Source organism: Priestia sp. FSL W8-0524 (assembly GCF_038005965.1).
Classification (GTDB): Bacteria; Bacillota; Bacilli; order Bacillales; family Bacillaceae_H; genus Priestia; species Priestia zanthoxyli.
In genome coordinates this window covers 1,506,349-1,522,381 of record NZ_JBBOUG010000001.1, presented here as the reverse complement: position 1 = coordinate 1,522,381, position 16,033 = coordinate 1,506,349, and the positions used below count along the sequence as shown (strand labels likewise).

The window sequence follows — 16,033 nt, the reverse complement described above, 5'->3', positions numbered from 1 at the left end:
TCAAAAGGATTCATATCGATTAACCGGTATGAATCCTTTTTTATTACTAAAAATGTTCGTAAAAGTGCATGGATTCCAGAAGACGTTCGTAATTGTTTTTATAACTTAAGCAAACGATAAAGATGATAGATTTCTTACGAAAAAGAAAAGTTCGTAAAGGTATACCTTTACGGACTATGTATTCTTTATCATTTGAATGTAAAGACTTTTACTACGCTCAAATTATTATCTCTATACAAAGAAAATTGATACTTTCCCGCAGAAAGTTTTCCTGAACTAATTTTAAATTCGTAACCCGCAGTGGCCTCGTCATTAGGAATAATTTCTTCCATTAAAACATTGCTCTTATCCTTGATATTAGCTAATTTTAGTACAAACTTTTTATTTTGTTTTTCCTTTTCCGAATTTTCTTTAAAATGTGTAGAGACGATTATTTCCTTATTTCGATCCACTTTATTCTGTGGATCAATAATGTGTTGAGATTCATCATTTGTTTTATATCCTATTTCTATATTATCTCTTTTGATTTCTCCATCTTCTTTGAGTATAAAAAAGAAAAAAGTAATAGAAATTAATAGAACAAATAAAATCAAAAACCATTTACTTTTTGACATGTAAATTACCTACTTTGTTATATTATAGTAGATTTATACCATAATAACGTTTTATTCACAACAGTATATACAAAGGAGCTTTTTTAAGATATTAGGGCATGTAATTCTGGGGATTTATGCCTTTGCGAACTGTACCTTTTTATAGGATAATCGAAAGCTACGTTATTGAAATTTTGAATTTTTGTTATCATTGATCTTTCTAAAACAATTTATTGTATATACACTCTTAGTTAATGTAGGAGAGGTTTTGAGAAATAAAAACACCAAGGTACTTTACCCTACCTTGGATTTCCTTTTTTCATTAATTATCTCAGCTAATATCCCCATATTGACTCAAAAATGTTTTTAATTCATTTAACGTAGCTAAAATAAAACTTTGATCACTTTCTATTTCAAATTGCAGTACGTTTTCCAAATAAGGCTTCTCTCTATAATAACCTTGGATAACGACTTGACCTAGATTATTAAATTCAAATTCTATTTGAAGAGACGTTTCGTAGTTTATAAAAGTGGCTATGCCTTGGAGGGTATTATAGCATTTGTTTAATGCTTGATAAAATTCATACATATCGTTTGTAGTGAACCACAATTCTCCTAATACATAGTAATTCCCAGTCTTTATTTCAACCGTTCCTTCAATATCATAACCTCCAAAATGACTTTTTTTATTGGAAAACCCATATTTCTTTTCTGACTTAATTTGAATAAAGCCCTGTTTACCTTCAATTTTAATTTGATTCTTGCATCTCTTTTCTCAACGATAGTACTTATATCTTTATTAAGATAATTGAATACCATGTTTTATTTTCTCAATCCATTCTTGAATTTGTCTATTGTCGTAGAAATATATATCGGGTTCCATCTCTAAATCGATGCCTAATAAGAAAATAAAGTATTCATGTAATTGATTCTCATTTAAGGAAAGATTACTTCTATTATCTAGATTTTGAACCCATTTGTAGGCCCACATATTAAATTGCTCTCTAGATACGTCTCCTTTGAGAACATCTTCTAGCTTATTTATCAAATCTTTGTTTGTTGGCTGACTTTCAAACATTCGTTTCACCTTTTCAAAATAGATATTTATTAAAGTTAGTAAAATAAAGACTTTCAGTAGTACTTTAACCTAATCGATCACATTCATAAGAACTTCACAATCACAAAAACCACCATGATTTTGTAAGGCCTTTACTAACTTAGACTTTTCGTTTCTTAACACGTTTATATCCAACCACTCTCTGGTATAAATTAACGTATGATTACAACCATACGATTCTAATTTTTCTTGTAGATATATTTCTAACGATTTTAATTGCTCTGATGTTATTCCAAGCTCTTTCCATTGGTTTCCGTATTCTGTTAGCATAGCTAATCTTTTTAGTAACTTTTTATCTTTTTCGCCAAGAGATAGGGCATTCTGAAGTGCCGTTAAGGCCTCGTTATAATTTAATAGATATTCTTCAGCCTCCGATAGCAATTGCCAAGCTAAAGCATTAGTAGGGTATTGGTTAACATAATCCTTTAAACCTTTTCTTGCTACTAAAAGATGAGGAATGGCCTTTTTTGAGGGAGCTCTTCTTTGATAAGACCCTTGCATAGCTAATTTTTGTCCTGTGATTAATTCAATCCGTAAATCCAGTAAATTATCCATCTACGTACCCCCTTGTTTAAAACCAATATGCCTTCATTCCTCTTAAGAATTCTTGGGTAATGGGCAATCCAGAGCTGTAACCTATTACAGAATCAATCCCGCAGTAAGGACAGATAGCAGTATCATCGTCAGTGTCTATCCATTCTTCAATTTTCATCGGATGAAACATTTTCAAACAGTAAAAACAGCCGCATATTTGATCTTGGACTAAATTCTCCTTATTATTCTTACAAAATTGATGTGCTCTTTGGAAATTCTGTAATGCTTTATCCTGTTTTTCTAGTTGAAAGGTATTTACCAGCTCTATTCCTGCATCAACAAGCCTTTTTTGAAATATTTCCTTATGTACATCACCACATTGAAAAATAATATGAAAAGGAGTCGGTTCCGTAGGGAAAGAATCATAATACCTACCTTCAGTCCATTCTTGAATAGTGTTTTTTAAAATATTGATTAAAATTTTAAAATTTTTCTTCTTCTTTTTTAAAATGAGATGTGCGTCCGTAATGAATAAGATGTATCTATCTGCAGGAAGCCAATCTAGATCATTTAAACACTCGTCAAAAGCAGCCCAATTCTCTCCAAAATAATCTGGGAATTGGAGAGCAGCAGCCCATTCATCCATTAGACCTGTGATATTCCTACACTTTTTTCCCCTAATTACTTTGAATTCTGTCTTATTTAATTCCCTAGCTTGAACCTGTAAGTTAAATAATAATGCTGTATCTCCTACAGCTATATGAAAATAGGGAGCCCCTAACTTAATTAATTGATCTAAATTCATTCTCTGCCTCCCTTGAGCATATATGTAAAATAATCCTGTTAATTTAACCTTAGTCTTCGTAAAAGGAATTCCAAACTTTATTACGTTTCACACTCTCTAATAGCATATCGACTAACTGCAAGTAAGCATTCTTCCCAACTTGGTCTGCTGCAATGTAGGAGTAATTTCTTAAGTCGATCTTCTACAGCCTTAATATTAAAATCATTCATAATAAATAAGCCTCTACTTGTTTCGATTTCTTGGTCTTTTAGCATTGAACTTAGTCTACAGGGGCTCGTAACATATATTGAAAATACTTCTATTGGGCTTTTATGTCCTTTTATTCCAATGTCAGCTTCTAATTTGACGTAAAAATCGTTATGATTCTCTCCCCATTCATCATCTATAATTGTTAAATCATATAAATGTAGTGTCAGCAATATCTATCATTCTCCCTTCTATACCAAGTAATCTAGTACTTATTCAAAATCATCAGGACACCAAATGGCGATATTATCGCCTGGGGTTGCTACTAAAAGCCAATCACAACTCCCTCCTGAAAAATGATCTCCTAATTGCCAACATTCATAGTTAGAATCGTGACCATTCACAAATAAAACTTTCCCTGATTCTAGCGTGATAATAAGGTGAGGAGATGAAGTTCCTAATACAAGATCCACTACCTTTTCTCTTCTCATGTCCCAAATATGCTTAAAATGCTGCTCTTCTGTATTAAATGGCACATCACTCTCTGATGATGGGTACGTATCATTAAATTCAGAATATACAGTCCAAGTTGTCTCGATGTTTAATACAAAATCGCCGTCTTCTTTTCTAGTGTAGTTAGTAAAATACAATAAAGTTATGGCATTATCGGTCCCAAACTTCACGCCATCTATTTGACTGCCTATAAGTAAGTGCTTCAGAATCCGTTCGGTAAATGTTTTATCTTCTATTTTCATTGTACTTACCCCTTTACGATTGTTTTGGTGTATACCCTAGAACAAATTAAGTACTGCAAATCTCTTTAGATATTAAAAAATGAGCTAAAAAGCCCACTTTACTGTAAAAATCCTTCTGACCAACCTTTTCTATTTGAAAATGTCTCATAACTACAGCCACTGTCATATTCGAATTCTTTCCCCTTTTTTAAATAATAAGCTTCCGACGAAAGAGACAGTAAGGTTTCAAATTCAGTGTCCTTGAGCATTTTTGAAGGATTAGATAAGACATCTTCAAAAACTTCTTTACCACGAGCGACTACTGCACATCGTGCATATAAGAAGAGGTCAGGTGAGAAATGTTGATCTTGTTGAGAAAAACAATATTCTCCTATTTCTTTTGCATGTTCTTCTGTATCTAATAAGAAAAGCTTATAGGAGAGAGTTTCTTCAAAATGTCTTATTTTCCATGCAGTGAAAGTAGAAAGTTCTTTGATAGCAGCCTCTACAATCGCCTCTTCATCTTCCTTACTCCAGTCTAATAAAGAAATAACCCTCCAAAAATTTTTCTCATCCAACATTTTTTTTGGTTTTGATATAGAGTTTTTTAAAGCGAGAGCTTCATCTTCTTTTTGAATTTCGAGTGCAAATCCTTCAGGATCAGTTTGTCTACGCCACTCAAAATAAACTGATAGAGCACAGTCTTTTGACCAATTTCCTCCGTATATATTAGATTCGATTCCCTGTTCCTCTGTAGTTAAGGACGTATTTCCAATAAAGATTAACTCTTTAGGAATTCTTCCATCTACCCACTTATATAATGGTTTCTTTGCATCACCTATTATAAGTTCGGTAATCAAAGCTTGATGAATTTTTTCAGAGTCAATTGTAGGTATTTGTTTGTCTATATAGCTTGTAATGCCAAGAAGATAAGAGCGATCAATTATATTCACTACTTTAACTGCACCATACTTATTCATCGGTAATGGGGTAGCAAAGATATCTCCTACTTGCACAGCTCTCTTTGAGTTCACTATATGTAATTCCTTTCAGTTAAAAGTTTAGTTATAAGTAGAATAACAAGTAATGCTAAAAGTGTATATAATAGACAGAGCTAGTTACCCTAGTAATCCCTTATATAATAATGTCCTAGAACTATATAGAAACCTTTTTATAGGAGGTATTAATATTGTTTGTACGTTTATATGTTACAGCAAAAAATAAAACTGAAGCTGAAAAAGATTTAAAATTTTTTTTAGAAAAGATAAACCAAATATTAGTTAAAGCTAACGTAGAAAGATTAGAGCCTTACTGGAAATTCGATGATGTATATGTTGTAGAACTCAATTTAATCGTGAAAAAGGATTTAAGTCTCAACGAACTAACTCAATTATTAGAGACGATTTCTGATAAATGGCAATACTATGGTGACCCAATTAATGAGTTTTTAGCTTCAAAAACGGCTGAAGGCTGTAACTATATATTAAAGGGTGTAGAAATGATCAACATTTATTTAGATGAATAAGATATAAAAAGTTAGTTAACATAGCCAATCCTTATACAAAGGAATGATTAGATTCATCTGCTAAACTAAATGCTAAAGAGCATTTAGTATCATTCGAGGAGGACATCCAAATAGTGAAGAAAATTTCATATCCATTTTATCCAAAATCAAATAGATATCTCATGCCCGGTCAATTTTGGCCCATTCCTTTAAGTGACGGAAGATTTGCTTGTGGCAGAGTATTAGAAACTAGTCCTGAATATACAAAAAACTTCATCGCTGGTTTAATGGATTGGGTAGGAGATGAACCACCTACTAGTGAGGATTTGAAAGGACGAATCATACTTAAACAAGGTGATGGACATATTAAAATGATACAAGAAACAGCCTTAGATGGCATGATTTCTGGTTATAGGGATTTAGAATTAGACAATTTAGAGGTAGCTTATTTTAAATCACAAGAAGCCTTTGCAGATAATTGTATGTTGCAAAAAGGATACACAGAAATTCGACCTATAACAAGAGAAGAACAACAACTGTATAGTACTTTTTCTACATGGGGTTACAGCGTCATCAAATTTAGGGCCGAGGATATGTTTGTTAAGAAATAAATATTACTAAAAGATAAATAGACTTTTATCAAGATAGAAAATATATAGATGAATGGGTGTTAATGATGGATAGTAAAAGAAAATACTTTAAATATAATGAAGACGATATTCTTGAAATACTTTCTGAGTACCTTTATACAGACTGTAATTCTGAAACCATAGGCTCAAAGGCAATAATACTCGGTGAACCTGGGAAAGATCTACGATTAGTTGCAGTTGTAGGGGATGGTGAAGACGAGAAGCTTTATGAAACAAACTTAGTGGAAGTTGATCAAAAAATAGATTTCAATGGTTCACATTAAAAATACAATCTAGTTGACGTAATCAGGACTATGAGAACACGTAAAAAAGAGAGGAGACACAAATATCTCTTCTCTGTCTTAATCTGTTATCTATAAAGGTTCTGGTTGATTGCCCTTTTAATAGGACCTTTTTTAGCAAAATGCCATTCAATGACATGATCTGCCAACCGATCATATAAGTCATCTTCTAAATAGGGTTCATACTCAGAAGTAAGTAGGATATTTACATCAGATTGAATTTCTAATAATATATCTGGCTCAAACACGTCGTTGTCATTTAATATTTCTAAAATATATAAACCCAACATTTCAAAACCTTCATCCCAATTCCCATTCCCATTGCTTTGAGCTTCCCATCTTAGTTTTTCAATTGCCCTAATTAGTTCACCCTCTACAATGTCTGATTGCCCATTTTTAGGGACATATTTAGTCCATATTTCTTTCGCTTGTTCAAAGTATTTCATTTGTTCTCCCCCCAGTAACTAACTGAATAGAAATATTCTTCATAAGAAATATTTAATCCAAATTTGAAATCAGGAGCAACTATGTAGAAGTGTGAATACATAAAATTATTTCCCATAAATTCTGTTATGTTGTTATATAAAGTATTGTTTAAACCTTTATCTATCATAATATTTCCTGTTATATTATTCATTCCATGTCCAATAATAACGTTATGTTCTTTCAAAAAAAACATAGAGTTCCCTAATTTATTTAAAGTCTCTTTTAAATATTGTTTGTCTATATGTACTGTACCTGTCTTTTCAACAAGCTTATGGAAAATTAAAAGGTGCTTATGAGATAACCTAATGCTTCTTGATAATTCTCCGCGAAGGTGTTTATTAATTTCATTGCTATCGAGAGAATTGTACAGCTGAAATATCTCTTCATAACAGACTTGCTCCTCTAACAATCTGTTATGTTCATTCGTTTCTTTACAACTCTTAAAATCTTCAATTCTTAATTTATAGTCAAAATATTTACCAAAAAGAGCAATAACCTTTTCTCTTTCGTTTCGTACATGGTTTTGTTTTAATAACCTTTTCATTTTCTGCTGTCTACTATCCATAAAATTCTCCAAACTTAAAAATTCTCTTAGTTAAGAGTTCGATTATTTAAAGAATATCAATCTATTTCAATGATGTATACCATATAAACTTATTTACCATAACACGAATTATAAGAACCATCAGCTATTATAAATAATCTATAGGATTGTTATTTTGAACGTATCCATAAACTTTTATAACATTATCTTTCGTTTCTCCTGGTACGTTAATTGTTCTAAGTTCATTTATCACTTGGCCCTTCTCTTCCAAATTTTCTACCTTTATTTCTAACCATTCAATGTTTTTATAATTACCTTTGAAATGATAAAACCAATCTCCATCCCAATCACTTATATACTTAGTTTTGACATCTTGTGTTCTCCAAAATGCATTTATAGAACAATCATTCATTTTATTTTTAATTTCTTCCCATTTGGTATTATTCATTACTGATTGATATTCACAAAACCTCATAAAAAAGCCACTCCCTTAGTTGTCATAAGCATAATTATCCTCAGAAAAGTTATTTGGTACATATTAAATTATTAATTATCAATAATTGGTGATTCCTTAACACCTAAAACTTCAATGCTGTTACAATAAAAATCGATATCTTGATTTTCTACATCATGCACTTGAAATCTAATATTTTCCCAACTTCTATCACGAAGATCTATTATCTCTAATATAGATAACTGTAAAGCTCCCCCACTCGCATATAGTTTGAAATTCCCTACGCCATAAAAATTCATACTAACTTCATGAAAGGTATGAGCACCTTTAGTTTTTAAAAGAAAGACTATATGTAAATTAGTTTTGTTCTCTTCATCAAACAATAAACTGTTTCTATACTCTGTAAAGTACCTTACTTCTATAATATATTTCATATCTAAAAAAGAAAAATCTGGTGAAAGACTAGTTAGCAAATGAAAGTTTTTTATTTTTAACATTTTAATAATCCTCTCTTCAATATAACTTTTCTACAGGTTCCATATATAATGAGTTATTTGTGTTGCCACGGTGGATATCTCACTAGCTACTCTTTAATTCGCATGATTGGATCTTGATCATGAAATCCTATACATAAAGGAACATCAACTTTGATGTTTTTTACAGCTTTCGCGAAAGCTACAAGCGTTCTTACAATTAAAAATAGCGTTATAACCCTTTCTTTTTCCGTAGCATCAAAACCGTTCTCTTGATAAATCTGAGCAAACTCTTTGTTACTAGGTCCTTCAATTTCGTCTATCCAATCACTGGCCCAGTCATCATCTTCTTCAAAGAGACTACTATATCCATCACAAATAAAAAATGTACTTTCCCAATCACTATCCATATCATATTCAAAATAAATGGCTTTTGCAGACTGTGCATTTACTATATGCACAGCTTCTTGAAGGCTACTCTTTACTTGCGTTTGAAAAGTATCTAAATTTATATTATGAATCCGTTCTGCTTCATTACCTTCCACGTTAGTAGAGCATAATTCATAATACTTAGCTTCCATTTCTTCGTATGATTTCTCAAACAATTCTCCTTGTAGTTCATCTAAGCAATCAAAGATATTCATTAAGTTTCTTCCTTTCCATAAGTACCGTCTAAATAATTAAAAGCTAATGATCGATACTTACTATCTAGGTAATTTTCTACGTTTTTTTTGGGGTGTATATATAGAATCTGAACTTGAAGACAGTGCTTGTACTAACGCACATTCATATAATTCTTTTAATGTATCGCTCTCCGCATAAACCTTCATATATTCAATACCGTTAGAGGCCGAAAAGCAAAGACCAACTAGCTTTTCTTTCGTAACTACATCTTTACAAAATCTAATAGCTGCAGCACTTTCTCCTGAATTAGGATTTTCCGAAATACTAGGATCATAACAGGAAGTGAAAATATTTAGCTTCTTAAGCTTTTCTGGCTCTAGAAAGATTAAGATAGAACCTCTCTGCCATCCTGTTGCATTCCAAAGTTGTTCATATCCTTTGATGACTTCCTTTTTTAAATCTAGTTTGTATTTGTTACGAGTAAAAGAAAGTATATCATTACACTGTTGAAATAATTCTGTATCTTTTTTGAGGCCATACACATAGCACTCTTTGGCACAGAAGAGTAGTGGTCGGAGAATTAACTCATGTGCTGGAAGTACCTCATTTTCTTCATAATCGTAGTATCCATTTGGGATTAAGTTAACAAAAAAATGATCCAAAAAAGCTCCACCTTTCAACAAAAAATCAATTATTTTAATGGAACAAATACTGACTATAAAAATTTAGCGTTTGTTTCATTCGGATATATCTTTAATATCAAATTCAAATACAGATTTTTTCTCCTCTTTAGACATGCCAGTAAAAAACTTTTTATGTACTCTTAATTTTCTCGTCTTTTCAGGTAATATCGTTTCTAACCATGTGGCTCCTATAGGAGTATGCTCTGGTTTAGCATTTATCTTTTCGAGAAATTCTTCATATTCTTTTAAAACTTCCTCATTTATGAGTGAAACATCTATTTTCCTGTTTTCATAATCAAGCCTAGCAAGATCTTCTGCTGTAATATATCCTTCAATTGTCTTTACAACTCCAAATTCTGAAGGCATACGCTTACTATTTAAAGAAACGAAGAAATAAAGATAATTTGGTAAACGAAAAAGTCCCTTTTTTGTATCTTTTTTATTTGCAAGATAGAGCCAATCTCCCCGGCTAGCATAACAATTTAAATCTTTATTATTAAACCCCACTAACATTTTCTTGTACTTCTTCATAATAGTAACTCCCTCATACAATAATTAGCTTAATTATATATTCTAAGTTGTGAATGTTGTATAAATTTATAATATAGTCGGGCAGGTGAGCGCTCGTTAGAGTACACACTTGCCCGACTTAAGTGAAAATCTATATCTCATACAACTTATTAAACATAACTTATGTTGAGGTATAATAAGGTTACCAATTATATAAAAGTGAGGACTTATAATGATAAATGAACCCTATGGACAGCATTGGAAGGGTCATAAAGGATTTAGAGCTATTGAAGGTAGTGGTGTTTATAATCATCGTTTCGGAGGACAAGAATGGAATGTACCAAAATGTCAGTTATGTGGCGAAGATTTACATCAGATTTTATGTTTTGATCTAAAGGATGATAGATTAAGTGAACTAAGAACTTCTAAACTTGAGGAATTACCTTTAATATCATGCTTAAATTGTTCTACTGTATGGGAGCCTCAACTATTTCAATTAAATCCAACAACAAAAAATGTTACTGTTTTAAGCCAAAATGATAAGGGAAAATGGATTCAAGACGAAGAAGATAAAATACCTGTTCCTCTTCCTTATACGAAATTCAAACTTATTAATATGTTAGGAGAAGATATACCAGTCAATGAAGACGCCTACTATGATGCATTTGACTTATTTGGTCGGGAGTATATATGTAGAGTGTTGGGAGCGCCTCTATACGTGGAAAATCCAAATGATATAAGCTGTCCAACCTGTAACCATGACATGCAATATGTTTCCAGTATCACTCATGATTTTGAAGTAGATCTTGTATCCGTGGTGGACCTTTTCTTGGGAGAAATGATTATCTATTTTTATTTTTGTAAGGAATGTTTAACCCTAAAAACAGAGGTACAAGGTACGTAAGCTAAAAAAAGCCCTCGTAAGGGCTTTTTTTACTTCTAATGATAAAAATATTATGGTAACTAAAATGTATAATTTTACGAACATATACCTTTCTATTTTTTAATATAGATAATGAATTTAGTTACCATTTTCGTCAGACCATTTGTCTTCACTATCGATCCATTTGTTCTTCTTTAAATCAAAAGATTCTATATCATCATGAAAGTCTAGATAAACAGGCAGCTTTATTCTATTATCGCCAGCTTTATTCCAACAAGAAATAAACCAGTTTGAAATCAATTCTTTCTCAGCAGCAGATATTTCTTCTTCATTTTGTTCATAAAAATCCCAAAACTCATCTGAATGCTCGTCGGCTAGCTCATAGTATTCAAACTCTTCAAGTAGCTCATAACTACCTGAAAAAATGGCACGATTGTTTCCTTCATAGAAAATTTCATTCGCTTCATTGTCCATAGAAAACATCCTAATAGACAAATCAAATGGCTGAATGAAGATTTCAAAGTCTAGTAAGTCAATGTCCTTATAATAATGAAAAGTATGTACTTTTTCGATATTGTTAATTAACTTATCTTCATTTTGTTCAAGTGTTTTCTTTAATGAACCAATATATGAATCAACCGTAAATAACTTATCACCTTTATTTTCTTCTTTTGTATGCTTCCAAGTATCAAAACGCTCATTAATCTTTGTATTAATAGCCTCATAATTATTCCACGTATCTTCTACCTCATAAAGGGATTTTATATGAGGAAATATAGCTTCATAATCATCTAAATAAGTACCTTTATCGAAATCAAAGTAATCTTTTGTAAAGGCCCTTCCTTCCGCATTCAGCATATCGCTGGCAAAGACGCCATCCCATTCCATATATATTTCAGTTCCGGTCATGTTCTTTTGTTTAAACTTTATAATCTCCTGCGCAGCTTCTTCTTCAAATTCTTTGCTATATAGGTTTTCTTCAATAATCCAACCGAGATACATTCCAGTATGAACGAATGCCTGCTTTTCACTCAAGTTACTTGGAAAATCTCCTTCATAATGCCATTTAGCTTTATCATAGACGGTTATCATGGCCTCTTCCTCTTTCTCTATATCTTCTATTAAGGTAGTTTCTTCTTGTTCACGACTACTTTTTTTATTTAATGAGTCTTCGCAGCCTTGCAGGAACAAAATAATAAACACAAAAAATGGAATGCACTTTAATTTATACAAAATTCCCTCCATGAATTACATTAAAAATAAACGATATACTGCATTATATACTGTAGAGGTTAAACAATATATATTAAACCAATGAAAATAAGATTATAGCAAAAAAATGTAGTCTCTAAAAAACTGGTTTAGCTTAATCATTGTTTGCGGCTATAACTGCTTTTTAATTGCTTTGGATTTAGTGGGGGTACACGAAATAACTGCTTTAGAAAATCATCGAAAGTATCTGCTATTTTGATATACTCCCATTCTATAGTATCGTTTGTTGAAGCTGAGAAGTTTTCTGCGATATACATAACAGTAGGATCTTGTGATCTATTACGATAATCCAACACGACCCAATAGTGAAAATCCGTCCACAAAACCACAAATTCACCGGTGAGTTTGACTTCTTTTAATAGTTCTTTGGAAGATAAGATACTTATGTCATCATTTTCAAAATGTATAGGGTCAATTGAATCAATATTTGCTCTTCCTCCATAAGGAATACTTTCTGCATCGCCATCAGGTAACATAAAGTGTGGGTAGTTTAATCCCCCACCATTTCTTATTTTCAGTAAATCCAATAATGAACTAGGTAACTTAATACCTAAAATAACTTCAGCTTTCTTTATGATTTCATCATTTATCGGATAATCTATACGCTTATATTTGCTATCGTCGCTCCAAAAACTATCTCCCAAATAAAATTCTTTTTTCAAAACTTCACCTTCTTTAATTTAACTTTATACTCAGACAGAAAGTATCTCTTTTGTTATTAGCTATTTTTAGACTCACCTTAGCGCTTCACTATCAGCTCTACGCTCCTACAATAAATATTGCACGATTACACCTTATATTTAACGTGAAAATAGTTATCGGAAATGAAAACCCAAGGCTATTACACGGCCTTGGATTTTCTTCTTGTATAAATCTCGATAGCAACTATGCCAAATGCGACCCCATAAGCAGTAGAGAATGCTTTTAGGAAATCAGCCTGAGATTTAAGTAATATATTAATAATTAAATTACCTCCAAAAAAGACTAGAAAATATAACAAGAATTTTATAGCACCTTTTTTCAAAACCTGTACCTTCTTTCGCTTTACGTGTTGAGTAATTGTTTTAATTCCTTTTTAAAGCTTTTATAATGCCAATTAATATGATCAAGTTCGACCTCTATTTCAATTAATTGATCTATTAGCTTCTCTTGGTCTAGTGAAGAACTAAGAGTGTCTGTAATCAATCGATCAAGTTTATTACTACTTTCGTAAATATCGTTTAAATCAACTGCTAATTCAACATATTCCTTGCTTGAATCGAGTAAGGAAATCTTCTTTATGAGTTCATCTACAATAGTTGGTTTCATTCTATCTCCTCCCCTTTAATTAGTGTATATTCTAGGTACTTCAAGCCTTCATAAAATGTTATTGAAGATGGTTAGAAATCTAAAATTGAATCAATGTTTTCGGCATATTCATCAACTAGTTGACACCCTTTCTCTTCAGCTTCTTCCTCCTCTAATTCCTTATCTTCCAACCACTGTTGATAATGACAAAGTTCATGAGCAATGCTTTCTAACATCGCATACAATGCATCTATTTTTCCTCTTTCTCTAATCAAGTCTTTATAATCCCCAGTAGCAATACGGATATATGGTTCAACATCTTTTTCGTAGGGAGCAAAGAAAGTGGCTGTTACCAACTCCTTTGTCGTCCGGTTCTTAATTTGATAATCCTTTTTTAGGTAAATAACAACTCGGATAGGAAACTCCATTTGTGTTCTTAACCATTTGCAAAAGTTAATGCACACTATTCTTACTTCTGGGTCTACGCCAGGCTCACTCCTTAATCTTAAGCCTGCTCTAGGATAGTCATTCATGCTTATTTACTCGCATTCAATCTTTTAGTGACATTAGTAGTTTAATAGAATGATTTAGTTCCATAAATTTCTTTATTTGTCATATTATCGACTCATTTTATCATACATCATGTATAATAAAGAAACTTAATAATAGAAAGTCGGGAACGAATTGAAAAAATTTCTTCTTTATATGTTATATTTCTCTCTTTTTTATGATGTGGTTCATTTAGTATATAGGACTATAGCAAAATATAGCCTTGAGAACCTCGTTTATGACGCCTCTTTAGTAATAAGAGATTTAATTGTCATTTTGATTATCTTTAAGATCACTCGTCCTAAGAAAAAGCGAACAAAGTTTAAGCACTTTCATAATGCGGCTATTATTGCAGAAATGGAAAGAGAATACGAGAAAGCACTTGAGATTAGAAATGAAGGTCTAAAGCTTTCAGGGTTGAGCAATGCGGAGCGCGCGGGTCTACATGCTGGAAATGGAGGAACATACCTCTATTTGAAGGATTATAACAATGCTACTTTTTGTTTTTGATAAAGCTTTTGAACTAGTTCAAGAAGAGAAATTTCCATATGATAAACAATACATTGAGGTTATTGATAGTTATGTAAAAGCGAATCGAAAAGAGGATGCTCTTAAGTTAGTGGAAAGTTTATTACAACGGCAATCTTATCATAAGAAATTTAGAAAGTTAGAACCCATAAGAGAGAAATTATTGACATAATACAATCAATCTTATGTAAAATACATGGTCACGACTGGGATGACCAAATGTACAAATTCAATCTTGGTTATAAAACCTTATATTTGAAAATATTTAATGGAGTGTACTTATATTGTTCATCTTAATTAGAAACTCTTTGATATTAGTTATTGTTTTTTATTTATCCATTTATGTCCTACCTGAAGTTTTACATGTTAATGAAACATTTTCAAAATACTTAACTGTAGCAGTTGTTGGAACTTGGCTTGTTAGATCTAATAATAGATGGTTACTTAATATGGCCTCTATACTTTTAGGGTTTTTAGGTCTTGGTCTTAGTTTTATAATTTTCGAATCATTTTTTCTGTAAATACTATCTAGTTCAGGATAGTACATGTGTAAAAGCTGGACTTTTATAAAGTGATTTTGAATAAGGAGTTATTTAATGAAAAGCCATTTAGATGGAATTGTTGTAGAAGGAGAAAGGGTAGGCATTTTTCTTTTAGGCATGTCTGAAGAAGTTTTGCTAGAAAGTCTGGTGCAACCATATAAAAGTGAAAAAAGACACGATTGTACAGTTTATCTAACTAAACACATGTCCTTTTTTATAGGTTTTACATGGTAGAGAAATCTTAGTAAGATTATCATAAAGAAAATGAAGTTTCCTATTATCCCTTAATTAGGTGGTGAGATTTTGTTTAACAAATTTAAACTTTTGTTTACAGCTAAGCAACAGGACGAAGCATCTGATAGATACGTTGAAGTACCAGCAAATGAAATAAATGAAGACTTAAAAAGTCATATAATCGCGTTAGAAAAGTTAGGCGGAAAATATAGTGAGGCTATTGAAAAGGAATACACAAGTAAATTTGAGTGCAACGGAAAGAAGAATTTAAAAATATGGGTTTGTAGAGACATTGATGGAGACCAGTTACCAGATTTAACTTCTAATCATTGCCTAGAAGGCGAGTATCGTTCTCAAGTTTCTATAAACTTCGATGGTTTCACAAATGAAGAGGATGCATATGTGTACTATATACAGTTGTGGTATTACTTTAGTGGAGGCCGTAAAGGTATAGGAACTCTATACGATTTATCAAAATATGACCTAGAAGCAAATATTAAAGAGCAGTTAGAAGTAATACTCAGAGAGGTATAACATTGTATGAGGAAAAAGAAGCGTCC

26 protein-coding genes and 2 pseudogenes are annotated in these 16,033 nt (G+C 31.7%); 8 read left to right on the top strand and 20 right to left on the bottom strand.

All coding sequences use genetic code 11. The features are described from left to right. Positions 1-188 precede the first annotated feature (188 nt). The 9 genes and pseudogenes from NST66_RS07645 to NST66_RS07605 all read right to left on the bottom strand — a co-directional run bounded on the left by NST66_RS07645 (position 189) and on the right by NST66_RS07605 (position 5,003). Positions 189-614 (bottom strand): hypothetical protein, encoded by a 426-nt coding sequence (locus NST66_RS07645; protein ID WP_033578676.1) that lies wholly within the window; start codon positions 612-614, stop codon positions 189-191. 310 nt (positions 615-924) lie between these two features. Then, positions 925-1,341, bottom strand: a complete 417-nt coding sequence (locus tag NST66_RS07640) for a WapI family immunity protein (protein ID WP_420812519.1) — start codon at positions 1,339-1,341, stop codon at positions 925-927. Positions 1,342-1,392: 51 nt separating this feature from the next. Beyond that, positions 1,393-1,671 carry a hypothetical protein gene (locus NST66_RS07635; protein WP_033578673.1) on the bottom strand — a complete coding sequence of 93 codons (279 nt, stop codon included), beginning with the start codon at positions 1,669-1,671 and terminating at the stop codon, positions 1,393-1,395. A 69-nt stretch (positions 1,672-1,740) separates the two neighbouring features. Next, the gene (locus NST66_RS07630) at positions 1,741-2,265 is read right to left on the bottom strand and encodes a DUF2695 domain-containing protein (protein ID WP_340843236.1); all 525 of its coding nucleotides are present in this window, start codon (positions 2,263-2,265) and stop codon (positions 1,741-1,743) included. A 16-nt stretch (positions 2,266-2,281) separates the two neighbouring features. Next, the gene (locus NST66_RS07625; RefSeq protein ID WP_049166355.1) at positions 2,282-2,566 is read right to left on the bottom strand and encodes a hypothetical protein; all 285 of its coding nucleotides are present in this window, start codon (positions 2,564-2,566) and stop codon (positions 2,282-2,284) included. 126 nt (positions 2,567-2,692) lie between these two features. Continuing rightward, positions 2,693-3,049: pseudogene (locus NST66_RS07620) on the bottom strand (barstar family protein); the annotation flags it as partial. Between the two features lie 80 nt (positions 3,050-3,129). Then, entirely contained in the window at positions 3,130-3,468 is a 339-nt protein-coding gene (locus tag NST66_RS07615; RefSeq protein ID WP_033578671.1) for an Imm8 family immunity protein, read from the bottom strand. 39 nt (positions 3,469-3,507) lie between these two features. Further along, positions 3,508-3,990, bottom strand: coding sequence for a hypothetical protein (locus tag NST66_RS07610; protein ID WP_154991460.1), 483 nt, complete (start codon positions 3,988-3,990; stop codon positions 3,508-3,510). Between the two features lie 98 nt (positions 3,991-4,088). Further along, a complete protein-coding gene (locus NST66_RS07605) occupies positions 4,089-5,003 on the bottom strand; it encodes a DUF4240 domain-containing protein (protein ID WP_049164020.1) in 915 nt (304 codons plus the stop codon). Between the two features lie 155 nt (positions 5,004-5,158). On the opposite strand from NST66_RS07605, the gene NST66_RS07600 reads away from it, so the two are divergent. The 3 genes from NST66_RS07600 to NST66_RS07590 all read left to right on the top strand — a co-directional run bounded on the left by NST66_RS07600 (position 5,159) and on the right by NST66_RS07590 (position 6,386). Beyond that, a complete protein-coding gene (locus tag NST66_RS07600; protein WP_033578669.1) occupies positions 5,159-5,494 on the top strand; it encodes a hypothetical protein in 336 nt (111 codons plus the stop codon). 113 nt (positions 5,495-5,607) lie between these two features. Continuing rightward, complete coding sequence (locus tag NST66_RS07595; RefSeq protein ID WP_228123043.1) at positions 5,608-6,084, top strand: immunity 26/phosphotriesterase HocA family protein; 477 nt, start codon at positions 5,608-5,610, stop codon at positions 6,082-6,084. Positions 6,085-6,149: 65 nt separating this feature from the next. After that, positions 6,150-6,386, top strand: coding sequence for a hypothetical protein (locus NST66_RS07590; RefSeq protein ID WP_033578667.1), 237 nt, complete (start codon positions 6,150-6,152; stop codon positions 6,384-6,386). 86 nt (positions 6,387-6,472) lie between these two features. Here NST66_RS07590 and NST66_RS07585 read toward each other — a convergent pair whose 3' ends face one another. From NST66_RS07585 to NST66_RS07555, 7 genes are all read right to left on the bottom strand, one after another. Further along, positions 6,473-6,850 (bottom strand): hypothetical protein, encoded by a 378-nt coding sequence (locus NST66_RS07585; protein WP_033578666.1) that lies wholly within the window; start codon positions 6,848-6,850, stop codon positions 6,473-6,475. Beyond that, positions 6,847-7,455 carry a hypothetical protein gene (locus tag NST66_RS07580; RefSeq protein ID WP_033578665.1) on the bottom strand — a complete coding sequence of 203 codons (609 nt, stop codon included), beginning with the start codon at positions 7,453-7,455 and terminating at the stop codon, positions 6,847-6,849. Before NST66_RS07580 ends, NST66_RS07585 begins: the two co-directional genes overlap by 4 nt. A 127-nt stretch (positions 7,456-7,582) precedes the next feature. Continuing rightward, a complete protein-coding gene (locus NST66_RS07575; RefSeq protein WP_033578664.1) occupies positions 7,583-7,909 on the bottom strand; it encodes a DUF6678 family protein in 327 nt (108 codons plus the stop codon). Positions 7,910-7,980: 71 nt separating this feature from the next. After that, the gene (locus tag NST66_RS07570; protein ID WP_340843235.1) at positions 7,981-8,385 is read right to left on the bottom strand and encodes a hypothetical protein; all 405 of its coding nucleotides are present in this window, start codon (positions 8,383-8,385) and stop codon (positions 7,981-7,983) included. A gap of 86 nt (positions 8,386-8,471) precedes the next feature. Further along, positions 8,472-9,005: a hypothetical protein gene (locus NST66_RS07565; RefSeq protein ID WP_033578662.1), complete on the bottom strand. Its 534-nt coding sequence runs from the start codon at positions 9,003-9,005 to the stop codon at positions 8,472-8,474. 60 nt (positions 9,006-9,065) lie between these two features. Then, the gene (locus tag NST66_RS07560) at positions 9,066-9,647 is read right to left on the bottom strand and encodes a hypothetical protein (protein WP_340843234.1); all 582 of its coding nucleotides are present in this window, start codon (positions 9,645-9,647) and stop codon (positions 9,066-9,068) included. 75 nt (positions 9,648-9,722) lie between these two features. Continuing rightward, entirely contained in the window at positions 9,723-10,199 is a 477-nt protein-coding gene (locus NST66_RS07555) for a hypothetical protein (RefSeq protein ID WP_033578660.1), read from the bottom strand. Between the two features lie 211 nt (positions 10,200-10,410). Here NST66_RS07555 and NST66_RS07550 point away from each other — a divergent pair, with 211 nt between their 5' ends. After that, positions 10,411-11,082 carry a hypothetical protein gene (locus tag NST66_RS07550; protein ID WP_033578659.1) on the top strand — a complete coding sequence of 224 codons (672 nt, stop codon included), beginning with the start codon at positions 10,411-10,413 and terminating at the stop codon, positions 11,080-11,082. Positions 11,083-11,730: 648 nt separating this feature from the next. On the opposite strand, the pseudogene NST66_RS07545 reads toward NST66_RS07550, so the two are convergent. From NST66_RS07545 to NST66_RS07530, 4 genes and pseudogenes are all read right to left on the bottom strand, one after another. Then, positions 11,731-12,153, bottom strand: a pseudogene (locus NST66_RS07545) (DUF7832 domain-containing protein); the annotation flags it as partial. A gap of 278 nt (positions 12,154-12,431) precedes the next feature. Beyond that, positions 12,432-12,995 carry an SMI1/KNR4 family protein gene (locus tag NST66_RS07540; protein WP_033578658.1) on the bottom strand — a complete coding sequence of 188 codons (564 nt, stop codon included), beginning with the start codon at positions 12,993-12,995 and terminating at the stop codon, positions 12,432-12,434. 382 nt (positions 12,996-13,377) lie between these two features. Next, a complete protein-coding gene (locus NST66_RS07535; RefSeq protein WP_033578656.1) occupies positions 13,378-13,641 on the bottom strand; it encodes a hypothetical protein in 264 nt (87 codons plus the stop codon). A gap of 71 nt (positions 13,642-13,712) precedes the next feature. After that, entirely contained in the window at positions 13,713-14,153 is a 441-nt protein-coding gene (locus NST66_RS07530; RefSeq protein WP_155008224.1) for a hypothetical protein, read from the bottom strand. Between the two features lie 151 nt (positions 14,154-14,304). Between NST66_RS07530 and NST66_RS07525 the strand changes: the two genes are divergently transcribed. The 4 genes from NST66_RS07525 to NST66_RS07510 all read left to right on the top strand — a co-directional run bounded on the left by NST66_RS07525 (position 14,305) and on the right by NST66_RS07510 (position 16,007). Further along, entirely contained in the window at positions 14,305-14,679 is a 375-nt protein-coding gene (locus NST66_RS07525; RefSeq protein ID WP_340843233.1) for a hypothetical protein, read from the top strand. Beyond that, entirely contained in the window at positions 14,660-14,869 is a 210-nt protein-coding gene (locus NST66_RS07520) for a hypothetical protein (protein ID WP_340843232.1), read from the top strand. The genes NST66_RS07525 and NST66_RS07520 overlap by 20 nt, the downstream gene beginning before the upstream one ends. 424 nt (positions 14,870-15,293) lie before the next feature. Then, positions 15,294-15,473 carry a hypothetical protein gene (locus NST66_RS07515; protein WP_155008227.1) on the top strand — a complete coding sequence of 60 codons (180 nt, stop codon included), beginning with the start codon at positions 15,294-15,296 and terminating at the stop codon, positions 15,471-15,473. A gap of 69 nt (positions 15,474-15,542) precedes the next feature. Then, positions 15,543-16,007 (top strand): hypothetical protein, encoded by a 465-nt coding sequence (locus tag NST66_RS07510; RefSeq protein ID WP_108674922.1) that lies wholly within the window; start codon positions 15,543-15,545, stop codon positions 16,005-16,007. Positions 16,008-16,033 lie beyond the last annotated feature (26 nt).

What these genes read in the sequence shown, in the direction of transcription:
- NST66_RS07645 (WP_033578676.1), bottom strand. Translation starts at nt 614, where the DNA reads ATGTCAAAAAGTAAATGGTTTTTGATTTTATTTGTTCTATTAATTTCT.
- NST66_RS07635 (WP_033578673.1), bottom strand. Translation starts at nt 1,671, where the DNA reads ATGTTTGAAAGTCAGCCAACAAACAAAGATTTGATAAATAAGCTAGAA.
- NST66_RS07630 (WP_340843236.1), bottom strand. Translation starts at nt 2,265, where the DNA reads ATGGATAATTTACTGGATTTACGGATTGAATTAATCACAGGACAAAAA.
- NST66_RS07610 (WP_154991460.1), bottom strand. Translation starts at nt 3,990, where the DNA reads ATGAAAATAGAAGATAAAACATTTACCGAACGGATTCTGAAGCACTTA.
- NST66_RS07590 (WP_033578667.1), top strand. Translation starts at nt 6,150, where the DNA reads ATGGATAGTAAAAGAAAATACTTTAAATATAATGAAGACGATATTCTT.
- NST66_RS07585 (WP_033578666.1), bottom strand. Translation starts at nt 6,850, where the DNA reads ATGAAATACTTTGAACAAGCGAAAGAAATATGGACTAAATATGTCCCT.
- NST66_RS07580 (WP_033578665.1), bottom strand. Translation starts at nt 7,455, where the DNA reads ATGGATAGTAGACAGCAGAAAATGAAAAGGTTATTAAAACAAAACCAT.
- NST66_RS07575 (WP_033578664.1), bottom strand. Translation starts at nt 7,909, where the DNA reads ATGAGGTTTTGTGAATATCAATCAGTAATGAATAATACCAAATGGGAA.
- NST66_RS07570 (WP_340843235.1), bottom strand. Translation starts at nt 8,385, where the DNA reads ATGTTAAAAATAAAAAACTTTCATTTGCTAACTAGTCTTTCACCAGAT.
- NST66_RS07565 (WP_033578662.1), bottom strand. Translation starts at nt 9,005, where the DNA reads ATGAATATCTTTGATTGCTTAGATGAACTACAAGGAGAATTGTTTGAG.
- NST66_RS07555 (WP_033578660.1), bottom strand. Translation starts at nt 10,199, where the DNA reads ATGAAGAAGTACAAGAAAATGTTAGTGGGGTTTAATAATAAAGATTTA.
- NST66_RS07550 (WP_033578659.1), top strand. Translation starts at nt 10,411, where the DNA reads ATGATAAATGAACCCTATGGACAGCATTGGAAGGGTCATAAAGGATTT.
- NST66_RS07535 (WP_033578656.1), bottom strand. Translation starts at nt 13,641, where the DNA reads ATGAAACCAACTATTGTAGATGAACTCATAAAGAAGATTTCCTTACTC.
- NST66_RS07530 (WP_155008224.1), bottom strand. Translation starts at nt 14,153, where the DNA reads ATGAATGACTATCCTAGAGCAGGCTTAAGATTAAGGAGTGAGCCTGGC.
- NST66_RS07520 (WP_340843232.1), top strand. Translation starts at nt 14,660, where the DNA reads ATGCTACTTTTTGTTTTTGATAAAGCTTTTGAACTAGTTCAAGAAGAG.
- NST66_RS07515 (WP_155008227.1), top strand. Translation starts at nt 15,294, where the DNA reads ATGAAAAGCCATTTAGATGGAATTGTTGTAGAAGGAGAAAGGGTAGGC.